The sequence below is a fragment of the Streptomyces mauvecolor genome (genome assembly GCF_039532965.1).
GTDB lineage: Bacteria > Actinomycetota > Actinomycetes > Streptomycetales > Streptomycetaceae > Streptomyces > Streptomyces violascens.
In genome coordinates this window covers 222340-235032 of record NZ_BAAASQ010000018.1, presented here as the reverse complement: position 1 = coordinate 235032, position 12693 = coordinate 222340, and the positions used below count along the sequence as shown (strand labels likewise).

General features: G+C 72.4%; 11 protein-coding genes. 8 read left to right on the top strand and 3 right to left on the bottom strand.

Going from position 1 to position 12693, the window contains the following annotated elements; translation table 11 throughout:
- Positions 1-12: 12 nt before the first annotated feature.
- On the bottom strand, positions 13-246 hold the full coding sequence (locus tag ABD346_RS24095) for a ferredoxin (protein ID WP_053727135.1): 234 nt from the start codon (positions 244-246) through the stop codon (positions 13-15).
- Positions 246-1706, bottom strand: coding sequence for an aldehyde dehydrogenase (locus tag ABD346_RS24090; RefSeq protein ID WP_344377565.1), 1461 nt, complete (start codon positions 1704-1706; stop codon positions 246-248). The genes ABD346_RS24095 and ABD346_RS24090 overlap by 1 nt, the downstream gene beginning before the upstream one ends.
- A gap of 260 nt (positions 1707-1966) precedes the next feature.
- Between ABD346_RS24090 and ABD346_RS24085 the strand changes: the two genes are divergently transcribed.
- The 7 genes from ABD346_RS24085 (at position 1967) to ABD346_RS24055 (ending at position 10266) form a co-directional block, all read left to right on the top strand.
- Positions 1967-3022: a Strvi_7410 family MBL fold metallo-hydrolase gene (locus ABD346_RS24085; protein WP_344377564.1), complete on the top strand. Its 1056-nt coding sequence runs from the start codon at positions 1967-1969 to the stop codon at positions 3020-3022.
- 725 nt (positions 3023-3747) lie between these two features.
- Positions 3748-4974: an SCO2321 family membrane protein gene (locus ABD346_RS24080; RefSeq protein WP_344377563.1), complete on the top strand. Its 1227-nt coding sequence runs from the start codon at positions 3748-3750 to the stop codon at positions 4972-4974.
- Positions 4974-5618, top strand: a complete 645-nt coding sequence (locus ABD346_RS24075) for an SCO2322 family protein (protein ID WP_344377561.1) — start codon at positions 4974-4976, stop codon at positions 5616-5618. The genes ABD346_RS24080 and ABD346_RS24075 overlap by 1 nt, the downstream gene beginning before the upstream one ends.
- 8 nt (positions 5619-5626) lie before the next feature.
- Positions 5627-6982, top strand: coding sequence for an energy-coupling factor transporter transmembrane component T (locus ABD346_RS24070; protein WP_381226635.1), 1356 nt, complete (start codon positions 5627-5629; stop codon positions 6980-6982).
- The gene (locus ABD346_RS24065) at positions 6979-8733 is read left to right on the top strand and encodes an ABC transporter ATP-binding protein (protein ID WP_344377559.1); all 1755 of its coding nucleotides are present in this window, start codon (positions 6979-6981) and stop codon (positions 8731-8733) included. The genes ABD346_RS24070 and ABD346_RS24065 overlap by 4 nt, the downstream gene beginning before the upstream one ends.
- A complete protein-coding gene (locus tag ABD346_RS24060) occupies positions 8730-9536 on the top strand; it encodes an ECF transporter S component (RefSeq protein WP_344377558.1) in 807 nt (268 codons plus the stop codon). The genes ABD346_RS24065 and ABD346_RS24060 overlap by 4 nt, the downstream gene beginning before the upstream one ends.
- 307 nt (positions 9537-9843) lie before the next feature.
- A complete protein-coding gene (locus ABD346_RS24055; protein WP_344377557.1) occupies positions 9844-10266 on the top strand; it encodes an aggregation-promoting factor C-terminal-like domain-containing protein in 423 nt (140 codons plus the stop codon).
- On the opposite strand, the gene ABD346_RS24050 is transcribed toward ABD346_RS24055, so the two are convergent.
- The gene (locus tag ABD346_RS24050; protein ID WP_344377555.1) at positions 10263-11477 is read right to left on the bottom strand and encodes an alpha/beta fold hydrolase family protein; all 1215 of its coding nucleotides are present in this window, start codon (positions 11475-11477) and stop codon (positions 10263-10265) included. The genes ABD346_RS24055 and ABD346_RS24050 overlap by 4 nt on opposite strands.
- Before the next feature lie 321 nt (positions 11478-11798).
- On the opposite strand from ABD346_RS24050, the gene ABD346_RS24045 reads away from it, so the two are divergent.
- Positions 11799-12578: an SDR family oxidoreductase gene (locus ABD346_RS24045; protein WP_344377554.1), complete on the top strand. Its 780-nt coding sequence runs from the start codon at positions 11799-11801 to the stop codon at positions 12576-12578.
- Positions 12579-12693: the final 115 nt, after the last annotated feature.

Genomic DNA, 12693 nt, shown 5'->3' with positions numbered 1-12693 from the left:
GGCGCATCCGCCTTATTCCTCGGGCGGGAACACCGTTTCGCGGGAGTCGTGCAGGGTGATCAGGATGGCCTCGACCGGGCAGCCCTCGGCGGCGGCCAGGATCTGTTCGTTGGCGTCGGTGTCGGGGGTGCGGGGGTGGGACTGGCGTGCGGTGTCGAGTTCGAAGCCGGCCGGGGCGTGGTTGACGCACATGCCGGAGCCGATGCACACGCTCCGGTCGACCTCGACGTGCCAGCGGTCGCCCATCACTCGCCTCCGTGCCCGGCGGGCAGGTGGATCATCTTGTGCTCCAGGTACTCACCGAAGCCCTCGGGCCCGAACTCCCGCCCCAGGCCGGACGACTTGTAGCCGCCGAACGGCCCGAGCATGTCGAGGCTGAAGGTGTTGACGTTGAAGGTGCCCGTACGCACCTTCCGCCCGAACTCGATGCCGTGCTCGACATCGCCGGTCCACACGCTGCCGCTGAGCCCGTACTCGGAGTCGTTGGCGATCCTGAGCGCCTCGGCCTCGTCCCGGTACGGCAGCAGGCAGATGACCGGACCGAAGATCTCCTCGCGGGCGATGCGCATCGCGTTGTCGACGCCGCCGAAGAGGGTCGGCTCGACGTACCAGCCCCGGTCGAGCCCGGCCGGCCGGCCGCCGCCGGTGAGGATCTTGGCGCCTTCCTCCTGCCCGATCCGGATGTAGTCGAGCGAGCGCTGCTGCTGCCGCCTGGCAACCAGCGGCCCGACCTGGGTGGCGGTGTCCAGGGGATCCCCGACGACGAGCGCCCCGGCGGCGGCCGCGAACGCCTCGGCGATCTCGTCGTAGCGGCTCTGCGGCGCCAGGATGCGGGTCTGGGCCACGCATGCCTGGCCGTTGTTCATCCAGGCGGCCGGGACGACGCCCGCGACGGTCGCCGCCAGGTCGGCGTCGGGCAGGATCACCGCGGCCGACTTGCCGCCGAGCTCCAGGGTGACGCGGGTGAGGTTGCGCGAGGCGACCTCCATCACGCGCTTGCCGGCCGCGACGGACCCGGTGAAGGACACCTTGTCGATGCCGGGATGCCCGACGAGGTACTCGCTGACCTCGCGGTCCGCGGGCAGGATGGAGAGCACGCCTTCCGGGAGCCCGGCCTCGGCCGCGATCTCGCCGAGGATGTACGAGTCGAGGGGCGACTCGGGGGACGGCTTGAGGATCACCGAGCAGCCGGTCAGCAGCGCGGGCCCGAGCTTGGCCGCGGCGACGAACTGCGGGACGTTCCACGGCACGACGGCCGCCACGACCCCGACCGGCTCGCGCCGCACGAGCAGCGGGCCGAGCGCCCCCGACCGCCGCTCCTCGTAAGGGAATTCACGCGCGACGGTGATGGCGGAATCCCACACCATCATCGCGCCGAGCGCCTGCGCGAGCACGCTCCAGGAGTACGGGGAGCCGTTCTGCGAGCTGATCGACTTGGCGATCTCCTCGTGCCGGACCAGGATCGCGTCCTTGATCCGGGAGACGACCTCGATGCGCTCCTCGGGCGTGGCCCGCGCCCAGGGCCCCTCGTCGAAGGCCTTGCGCGCGACAGCCACGGCGCGGTCCACATCCGCCCGGGAGGCGTGCGGGACGCGGCCGATGACCTGCTCGGTATGGGGCGAGATCACCTCGATGACGTCGGAGCCGAGGGGGTCGGTCAACTCCCCGCCGATGAACAGCTGTCCGTGTTCCACGAGCTCGGTCATGCCTGGTGCCTCCTGCGGGGCTCTTCCTGACGGCTGCCTGACTTCGTTTCAGAACTGATACCAGTTCTAGTTCCAGGAGTCCACGGGCCGAACAGGGCCGGGGCGGAGGAGCGGAAGGGCAGTTGAATCACAGGGAACTTGGTTGACTGAACCAACCACTGAAACCAGTTCTAGTTATAGTGAGGGGGAAGCGTGCCGCCGGGCGTGCACCCAGAGGGATTCCGCGCGCCCAGCGGGACTCCCGGAGAGACGAGGACGCCATGCCGCAGGAGCCAGCCGCGCCTCAGGTGACCGACCACGGTGGCGGCGTCCACTCCATCAAGGTGCCGATCCCGGACAACCCCCTTGGCCACACCCTGGTCCACCTCGTCGAGACCGACCGGGGCCCGGTGCTCGTCGACACCGGGTGGGACGACCCGGCCTCCTGGGGCACCCTGACGGCCGGCCTCCAGGCGCTGGGCACGGAGGTCTCGGCCGTCCACGGCGTGGTCGTCACCCACCACCACCCCGACCACCACGGGCTCTCCGGCCAGGTGCGCGAGGCGTCCGGCGCGTGGATCGCGATGCACGCCGCCGACGCCGCCGTCGTACGCCGCACCCGCGAGGCCGAACCGGGCGTCTGGCTGGACTACCTGTGCGCCAAGCTGGCCGGGGTCGGCGCGCCCGAGGAACACATCGCCCCGCTGCGCGAGGCCCGCGCCTCGGGCCGGATGCGGACCCTGCCAGGGCTGCGGGCCGCGCTGCCCGACCGCGAGATCGTGCCCGGCGATCTGCTGCCGCTCGCCGGGCGCCGGCTCCGCGCGATCTGGACGCCGGGGCACACACCGGGCCACGTCTGCCTCCACCTGGAGGAGGCGCACCCCTCCCAACTCCCCGGAAACGGCCGCCTGTTCAGCGGTGATCACCTCCTGCCCGGCATCACCCCGCACATCGGCCTGTACGAGGACCCCGACGAGGCCGGGGCGGCCGACCCCCTCGGCGACTATCTCGACTCCCTCGAACGCATCGGCCGCCTCGGGGTCGCCGAGGTGCTCCCGGCCCATCAGCACGCCTTCACGGAACCGGCCGCTCGGGTACGGGAGTTGCTGTCCCACCACGAGGACCGCCTTTCGGGCCTGCTGTCCCTGCTGTCCACCCCCCTCACCCCCTGGCAGCTCGCGGAACGCATGGAGTGGAACCGCCCGTGGCCCCAGATCCCGTACGGGTCGCGCACGATCGCGGTGTCGGAGGCGGAGGCGCATGTGCGGCGCTTGGAGAAGCTGGGGCGGGCGGAGCGGGTGGTGGGGGACGGGGTGGTGCGATACCGGGCGGTTTAGGGGGCTTCTTTCCCCACCCCGCCCCTTCCCGAGATCCGCCGGGGGATGTCGATCGGCTGCGGCCCGTCGTCGCCCTGGGGCTCCGCCCCAGACCCCGTTCGCGCCTGAAGGGCGCTCGTCCTCAATCTCCCCCAAGGCCTCAAGGGCCAGGGGGGACCCCCACGACAGGCTGAAGATGTCAGTGCTGGCCAGGGTCCACGCTGCTAGGGGCGCGGGGAACTGCGCGACCAGCCACGCACGGTCCGCAGCCGAAAACCGTCCCACCCTGCACAGGGGTCCGCCCCCCCAACAACAACCAGACCCCACCCCACCCCTCCCCTCACCCCCGGAGGGTTTCGGGAAGGGGTGGGGTGGGGTCCCAACGGGGTCTGGGGCGGAGCCCCAGTGCATCCCGCCGGCCCGGATCACCGCCCGGGGCGGGGAAGGCCCCGCAGGGCGCTCGGCCCCCGCCCGGTAGGGTGGTCGCGTCGTCGTCATGCCCGTACGGGGGGAAGCCGGTGCAATTCCGGCGCTGGCCCTTCCCCAAGCTCTCGGCTTCGCTCGAGCAGGGGAGACCCCAATCCGTTAAGCCACCCCGGCAACCCGGAACCCCGTCACCGCATGACCGGCTCACACGTCACCCGCACACCGCGGGGTGACCGGCACCGTCGAGGCATACGGAGCCGGAGCCGGGTGCCAGCGCGCGCCCGTGCCCGCGCTCCCCCGCAGGAGAGGCACCGCCCGCCATGACCGTACGCCGCTGCGCCGCAGCGCTCGCCGCCGCCACCGCCGTCCTGGGCGGTGGCGCCCCGGCGGCATTCGCCGACGGCACACCGTCCCCCGCGGCGGTCCCGCCGGGCCTGTACGGCACGAAGGACCCTCAATACGACGGTGTCTTCCGGCAGTCCCTCGCCTTCCTCGCCCAGGAGAAGGCGAACGTCAAGCCCGCCGAGCAGGCCGTGACCTGGCTCACCGGCCAGCAGTGCGCCGACGGCTCCTTCATGTCGTTCCGCGCGGACACCACCAAGGCGTGCGACGCGACGAAGCTCGACACCAACGCCACCTCCGCCGCCGTGCAGGCCCTCGTCGCGGTCGGCGGTCACACCGACGCCGTCAAGAAGGGCGTCACCTGGCTGAAGTCGGTGCAGCAGGACGACGGCGGATGGCCGTACACGCCCGGCATGGGCGGCAGCGACGCCAACTCCACCGGCATCGTGATCGGCGCGCTCGCCGCCGCCGGCGAGAAGCCCGCCGACGTGAAGTCGGCCAAGGGCGGCAAGTCCCCCTTCGACGCGCTGCTCACGTTCGCGCTGCCCTGCGACGACCCCGCCGGCCCGGGCGCCTTCGCCTTCCAGCCCGACCCCAAGACGCAGAAGCTGTACGCCAACGCGGACGCCACCGCCGCCGCCGTGACCGGCTCGCTCGGCAAGGGCCTCACCGCCACCGCAGGCCAGGCCGACAGCAAGGGCACCGCCTGCGAGAAGGCCGCCACCCCCGAGCAGGCCGCCCACAACGGCGCCGCCTACCTCGCCAGGACGCTGGCCCCGACCGGGTTCCTGAAGTCCGCGATGCCGGGCGCCACCGACCAGCCCGACTTCGGCAACACCGCGGACGCGGTGGTCGCCCTCGCCGCCGACGGCATGGCCCAGCAGGCGAAGGCCTCCGCCGACTGGCTGTCGAAGAACGCCACCGCCTGGGCCAAGGAGAACGGCCCCGCCGCCTACGCCCAGCTGATCTTCGCCGCCGACGCCACCGGCGCGGACCCGAAGAACTTCGGCGGCACGAACCTGATCCAGTCCCTGAACGCCACGGGCCCGGCCCCCCAGGCGGCCCCGTCATCGGCCCCCGCCGAGGAGTCCAAGGAAAAGAAGAACGACGGAATCTCCGTCTGGTGGTTCGTCGGCGTCTGCCTGGTCGCCGGTATCGGCGTCGGCTTCCTGATCAGCGGCCGCAAGAAGAACCAGCAGCTGTGATGCGCAGGCGACTCGCTTCGTTCGCGGCGCTGCTCCTCGCCCTGGCGGCGCTCGCCGCCGGTACGGGGCCGGCGCAGGCGGCCGGGTACCGGTACTGGTCCTTCTGGGACCTGGCCGGTAACAACTGGACGTACGCCACCCAGGGCCCGGCGTCCGCGCACCCCGGCGACGGCTCGGTCCAGGGCTTCCGCTTCGCGGTGAGCGCGGACTCCAAGGACGCGTCCCAGCCGCGTACGACGCCGTCCTTCGAGGCGGTGTGCGGCACGACGCCGACCAAGGACGGCACGAAGCGGGTCGCGCTGGTCATCGACTTCGGTACACCCCAGGACGCCGGCCAGGGCGAGACCCCGCCCGCCCCGCGCAACGCCTGCGCCCAGGTGTCCCCGGACGCCACCAGCGCGGACGCCCTCGCCGCCGTGGCGAAGCCGCTGCGCTACAACAGCGCGGCCCTGCTGTGCGCGATCGGCGGCTACCCGCGCACGGGCTGCGGCGAGCAGGTGTCGGACCCGTCGGCGGCCAAGCCCGCCGAGCCCGCGAAGACCGACAAGGACGGCGGCCCGTCGGCAGGCCTCCTGGCAGGAGTGGCCGCAGTCGTGGCCCTGGGCGCGGCAGCGATCTGGCAATCCCGCCGCCGCAAGAACTGACCCCGGGGATGCCTTCGGAGGAAGACGGCGGCCCCCAGCCGCCGCACGCGGGCCCCACGGGCGGCGGGCGGACGCCGACGGCGATGGAGTCCCACGAGGAGACCCGCACCAATCCACTCAGCAGTACGGGTGGTGCGGGTGGGAAGGACAGCCCGGCCGCAGGCCGGGCGCACCCCCACCGGCCCGCGGACGCGAAACGCACCCCCCGGCCCGGGGCCGAGGACCGCACCCTGGGTCGGCCCGGGTCCACCCCCCGAACCCCGAGCCGGAAGCTGACCGCGCCCGAAGCCAGCCGGAGCAACGCCGTGCACCCCGGCGCCTGGTGGCTCTGGGCACTCGGCCTCGCCACAGCAGCGTCGCGAACGAACAACCCCCTCCTGCTCGGCCTCCTCGTCGGCGTCGCCGGATACGTCGTGGCGGCCCGCAAGACCGACGCCCCCTGGGCCCGCTCGTACACCGCGTTCATCAAGATCGGCCTGTTCGTCGTCGGCGTCCGCCTCGCGTTCAACCTGGTCCTCGGCTCCCCGATCCCCGGCAGCCACACCCTGTTCACACTCCCCGAACTCCCCCTCCCCGACTGGGCGAAGGGCATCCGGATCGGCGGCCGGGTCACCGCGGAGGGCATGCTCTTCGCCCTGTACGACGGGGCACGCCTCGCCACCCTGCTGATCTGCGTCGGCGCGGCGAACGCCCTCGCCAACCCCGCCCGCCTGCTCAAGTCCCTGCCCGGCGCCCTGTACGAGGCCGGGGTCGCGGTCGTCGTGGCGATGACCTTCGCGCCGAACATGGTCGCCGACGTCGTACGGCTGCGTACCGCGCGAAGGCTCCGCGGCCGCCCGACCGGCGGCATCAAGGCGATCGCCCAGATCGGCCTGCCGGTACTCGAAGGCGCCCTGGAGCGTTCGGTCGCCGTGGCCGCCTCGATGGACGCGCGCGGCTACGGCCGCACCGCCCGGGTCCCCGCCCCCGTACGCCTCACCACCACCGTCCTCACCCTGGGCGGACTCCTGGGCGTCTGCGCGGGAACGTACGGACTGCTCGCCTCCGAAGGCGCCGGGTACGGCCTTCCCGTCCTCGCGGGCGGCGTGCTCGCCTCCCTCGCCGGGCTCCGCCTCGGCGGCCGCCGCCAGATCCGTACCCGCTACCGCCCCGACCGCTGGGGCATCCGGTCCTGGCTGGTGGCCGGCTCCGGCGCGGCGGTGGCAGCGCTGATGCTCTGGGCGGGTACGTACGCTCCGGAGGCCCTCACCCTCGGAGTCGTCCCGCTGACCGCGCCGGGCCTGCCCCTGTGGCCCGCCCTGTCGCTGCTCGCCGGTCTGCTCCCGGCGTTCGTCGCCCCCGTACCGCCGAAGGAGTCCCAGTGATCCGGTTCGAGAACGTGTCGGTCACGTACGACTCCGCCGAGGAGCCGACCGTACGAAGTGTCGAACTCACCATCCCCGAAGGGGAGTTGGTGCTCCTGGTCGGCCCCTCCGGGGTCGGCAAGTCGACACTGCTCGGTACCGTCTCCGGGCTCGTCCCGCACTTCACCGGCGGCACCCTGCGCGGCCGGGTCACCGTGGACGGCCGCGACACCCGCACCCACAGGCCGCGCGAACTCGCCGACCTGGTCGGCACGGTGGGCCAGGACCCCCTCGCCCACTTCGTCACCGACACCGTCGAGGACGAACTCGCCTACGGGATGGAGTCGTTGGGCCTGGCCCCCGCGGTGATGCGCCGCCGCGTCGAGGAGACCCTCGACCTGCTGGGCCTCGCCGAACTGCGCGACCGCCCCATCGCCACCCTGTCCGGTGGCCAGCAGCAGCGCGTCGCGATCGGCTCGGTCCTCACCCCGCACCCGAAGATCCTGGTCCTGGACGAGCCGACCTCGGCTCTCGACCCCGCCGCCGCGGAGGACGTCCTCTCCGTCCTCCAGCGCCTGGTCCACGACCTGGGCACGACGGTCCTGCTCGCGGAGCACCGCCTGGAAAGGGTGGTCCAGTACGCGGACCAGGTCATCCTCCTGCCCACCCCCGGCGCGCCCCCGGTGATGGGCACCCCGGAGGACATCATGAAGATCTCGCCGGTCCACCCCCCGGTGGTGGCCCTGGGCCACCTGGCCGACTGGGCCCCCCTCCCCCTGTCGGTACGAGACGCCCGCCGCAGGGCAGGCGCGCTTCGCGAACAACTGGCGACCCACCACCCGCAACCACCGACGGCGGGGACGTCCCCCGAGGGGACCCGCACCAACCCACTCACCAGCACGGGCGGTGCCGGTGGGAAAGACGGCCCGGCCGCAGGCCGGGCGCGCACCCACCGGCCCGCGGACGCGAAACGCACCCTGGCCACCCTCTTCCGCCGCCCCCCGGAGGGCCCCCGCGCCCCCGCCACAGCAACCGCCACCACTCTGGGCGTACGCCGGGGACGCGTAGAAGCGCTGCGGCACGTGGACCTCACGGTCGCCCCGGGCGAGACCATCGCCCTGATGGGCCGCAACGGCGCCGGAAAGTCCACCCTGCTGAGCACCCTCGTAGGGATGATCGAGCCCACCACGGGCTCCGTCACCGTGGGCACCCGCACTCCCCACCGCACCCCGCCGAGGGAACTGATCCGCGAGGTCGGCCTCGTACCGCAGGAGCCGAGAGACCTGCTGTACGCGAACACCGTCGCCGCGGAGTGCACCGCCGCGGACGAGGACGCCGGGGCCGCCCCGGGCAGCTGCCGCGACCTGGTGACCGCGCTGCTCCCGGGCGTACGGGACGACACGCACCCCCGTGACCTCTCCGAGGGCCAGCGCCTGGCCCTCGCGCTGGCGATCGTGCTGACCGGCCGCCCGCCCCTGCTCCTCCTGGACGAGCCGACCCGCGGCCTGGACTACGCGGCGAAGGCCCGCCTGGTCGAGGTGCTGCGGGCGCTGGCAGCCGAGGGCCACGCCATTGTGCTCGCCACCCACGACGTGGAGCTGGCCGCGGAGCTCGCGCACCGTGTCGTGATCCTCGCGGGCGGTGAGGTCGTGGCGGACGGCCCGACCGCGGAGGTCGTCGTCTCCTCCCCCGCCTTCGCCCCGCAGGTCGCCAAGATCCTCGCCCCGCAGCACTGGCTCACCGTCCCTCAAGTACGCGAGGCCCTGTCATGAAGGGGAGCACAAGACCCGTACGCCTGGGCCCCCGCGCCGTGATCGCCCTCTCCCTCATCACCCTCATCGGCATCGCGGCCTTCGGCTGGCCGCTGCTCGCCGACGCGGACTCCGGCCTGGCGCACGCCCAGGACGCCCCCTGGCTCTTCGCCGCCCTGCTCCCCCTCCTGGTCGGTGTGGTGATCGCCACGATCACCGACGACGGGATGGACGCGAAGGCCGTGGCGATGCTCGGCGTCCTCGCCGCGGTGGGCGCCGCGCTGCGCCCGCTGGGCGCGGGCACGGCCGGCCTGGAGCCGATGTTCTTCCTGATGGTGCTGAGCGGCCGGGTGCTCGGCCCGGGCTTCGGCTTCGTACTCGGCTCGGTGACGATGTTCGCCTCGGCCCTGCTGACCGGCGGGGTCGGGCCGTGGATGCCGTTCCAGATGCTCGCGATGGGCTGGTTCACGATGGGCGCGGGCCTGCTGCCGGGCCCGCAGCGCCTGCGCGGCCGGGCCGAGCTTGCCCTGCTCGCGCTGTACGGGGCGCTGGCCTCATTCGCCTACGGCACGGTCATGAATCTCCAGGGCTGGACCTTCATCGGCGGGATGTCCTCGGGCATCTCCTTCCACCCCGGCGACGCCCTCCACGACAACCTGATCCGCTTCTTCGCGTACTGCGCGGCCACCTCGCTCGGCTGGGACCTGGGCCGGGCGGCGCTCACGGTCGTACTGACCCTCACTCTCGGGACCACTCTGCTCAAGGCGTTGAGGCGGGCGACAAGGCGCGCCGCCTTCGAGGCCCAGGTCACATTCGAGGCCTGAAAAGGGTCCCGCCGGGGTGAGGCCGCCCACAGGCCCTTGGTCCTCTACGAGGCGGGATAGTGGCCTCAGAACATGATCCACGAGGCCTCTCGCGGCCGCGCTGACCTGCACTTATCCGGGTCTTACATCCGACGGACGTTTCACCCGTCATGCGAATCCCGCTAGTAAACGGGGTCATTGCGGCCACCCATCGAGCCGGTTACAACTGTTCGAGTCGCCGGAACCGCCCGGTCCGCTCGCCGGGCTGATTCATTACGAGTTCCCTCGCCGTGGAGGTCTTCGAACCTCCGGCGGAGCGCGACGGCCAATGTCCCCGAAGTTAGGTTTCGCCTTGTCTTTCGCCGCCCGCATCACCGCTCGTAAGAAGTCCATTGCCGCCGCCGGCGCCACGCTGCTCGCCGCTGCGGGTGTCGCCATGGCCGCCGTCCCGGCTCAGGCCGCACCGACGAGCGCCCAGGCGATCGCGCAGAAGATGATGCCGTCCGACCAGTTCCAGTGCTTCAGCAAGATCGTGAACCACGAGTCCGGCTGGAACCCGTCCGCCACGAACGCCTCCTCCGGCGCCTACGGCCTGGTCCAGGCCCTGCCCGGCAACAAGATGGCCTCGGCCGGCGCCGACTGGCAGACCAACCCGGCCACCCAGATCAAGTGGGGCCTGGGCTACATGAACGAGCGTTACGGCAGCCCGTGTGGCGCCTGGAACTTCTGGCAGCAGAACAGCTGGTACTAAGCCGTACCGGCAACGGAGTCGAAGAGCCGCACGATCTGCGGCCCCGACTTCCTGAAGGCCCCGTTGTGGTCGACCGCTCCCTGGTCGACGACCGGGGCCTTCTTTCCGTGCGCGGCCAGCTGCCGGACGCAGCTGAGCGTGTTGGCGAGGGGCACGTCGGTGTCCCCGGTGGCGGTGTAGAGACGCACGGGCACGGCGGGCTTCCAGTCACAGGTGTGATCGTTGTCCTGCATGGCAGCGAGCAGCGCCCCGCGCGGATGCTGAAGCCGCTGGTAGAAGCCGGGCGTGAGCAGGTCCTTCACCTTGCCGGGCAGGGCCCCGAGGATCTCCTCCTCGGTGTGGCTCCCGTCGAGGAGCCCGTCGACGACCCGGTCGTACGGCGCACGGAAGGCTTCCCCGGGCTCCTTGTACAGGGGGTGGAGCCGATTCTGCGCAGTGAGCCAGTAGGACAGGTAGAGCACCCCACTGGTGTCATTGACCCGGCCGTCGAAGAGAGCGGGCACCTCTTGCCCCGCGAGGTCGTACGGTCCGGAGACCGGTGCCAGTGCCTTCAGCCGGAAATGGGCGTCGGCCCCCTGGCCGAGCGCCTTGCCGAGCGCCATGGCGACCTGCCCGCCCTGCGAGAACCCGGTGCCGTACACGTCCCCGGTCAACGGCCGGCCCAGCTCGCGGGCGGCGGTGCGGGTGGCCCGCAGCATGTCGAGCGAGGCGGACACGGACGATGCGGTGTCCATATAGGGGTGCCGGCCGGGCCCCTCGCCGAGCCCCAGATAGTCGGGCGCGGCGACGGCCCGCCCGGCAGAGGCATGCAGATACGGCGAGAGCCGCCCGTAGTCGTTCCCGACGGAGGGCGCGTAGTCCCGGTCGACCATGGTCCCGTGCGTGTCCGCGACGAGATCGACCCGCCCGTGCCGCCCGTCGAGAGGCAGCACGAGCAACCCGGTGGCGGTGGTGGGGGCGCCTTGCGGGGTGATGGTCCGGTACGTGACCCGATACCCCCGCACTCCGTACCGGACGGTGGCGCTGTCGACACCGGCGTCCTTGAGAAAGCCGGAGACCTGGGCGGGGGTGAGGTCGGAGACGGGCGTGAGGGACAACAGGTCACCGCGGTGTTCCGGGGTGGTGCGGGCCTGAGCGGGCGCGGCGCCCCCAACGAACCCTGCGACCAGGGCGGTTGAGGCGGCGACGACCCGAGCGATGGAATGAGTCATACGGAAATCCTGGCCGTTCCCGCCGCCCGGGCCCATCCGGCCAGCCCCCGCACCGAAAGGGGGCCCAGGTCCACCAGGGGGGTGCCCCCTTCCTCGTACCGACCCGACCGCCGATCCCATGGATGCCCCGCCTCGGCATGCCCCGCGCGCCAACTCCTTTACCCGCGACGGGACTTACCGCTGCCCCACAGCAAGCAGCAAGGGGCTGTCCCATTCCCCGGTCTTCTCGCCGGACTTCACGTACCGTGCGATCGAGAACGTGTTCAGGACGGTCGGTACAGGCCGGCCTTCGGGCGGGCGGCGCAGCGGGGAGAGGCGATCATGGAGAAACTGGACGGCAGGACCGCACTGGTGACGGGCGGCTCGCGCGGGATCGGGCGCGCGGTCGCCCTGCGGCTCGCCGCCGAGGGTGCGCTGGTCGCGGTCCACTACGGCGGCAGCCATGCGGCCGCCGAGGAGACGGTGGCGCTGATCGACAAGGCCGGGGGCCGGGCGTTCGCGGTGCAGGCCACCTTCGGCGAGAGCGGCGCGGTGGACCGGCTGTTCGAGCAGTTCGCCGCCGGTCTCGCGGATCACGGCGCCGACGGCCTGGACATCCTCGTCAACAACGCGGGGGTCCACTCGGTCAGTTCCGTCGCGCAGCTCACCGAGGAGGAGCTCGACCGGGTGCTGGCCATCAACGTGCGCACGCCGGTCTTCGTGATCCAGCGGGCGCTGCCCCTGCTGCGGGACGGCGGGCGGATCATCAACGTGGGCTCGGCGGCCACCCGGATCGCCAACCACCTCCAGATCGCCTACACCGCCAGCAAGGCGGCGCTGGCCGCCCTCGCCCCCTCGCTCGCCAACGAGCTGGGCCGGCGCGGCATCACCGTGAACACGGTCGAACCCGGGGTGGTGCAGACCGACATGACCGCCGGGTGGACCGTCGCCCCCGAGGCGGTGGCCGGCCTCGAAGCGATCACCGCGCTCGGCCGGATCGGCGAGCCGGAGGACGTCGCGGATGTGGTGACCTTCCTGGCAGGCCCCCAGGGCCGCTGGGTGACGGGCCAGGCCATAGACGTCTCCGGCGGCACCTACCTCGGCCCGATCACGGCCGGGTGACCCGCCGTCCGGGCAGGTACGACGGGTCCGGCCTGCCCGGTCCGACGTCAACGAGCATGCGGGGCGCCCTACAGGGGCGCGGGGAACTGCGCGACCAGCCACCCACGACCTGCAG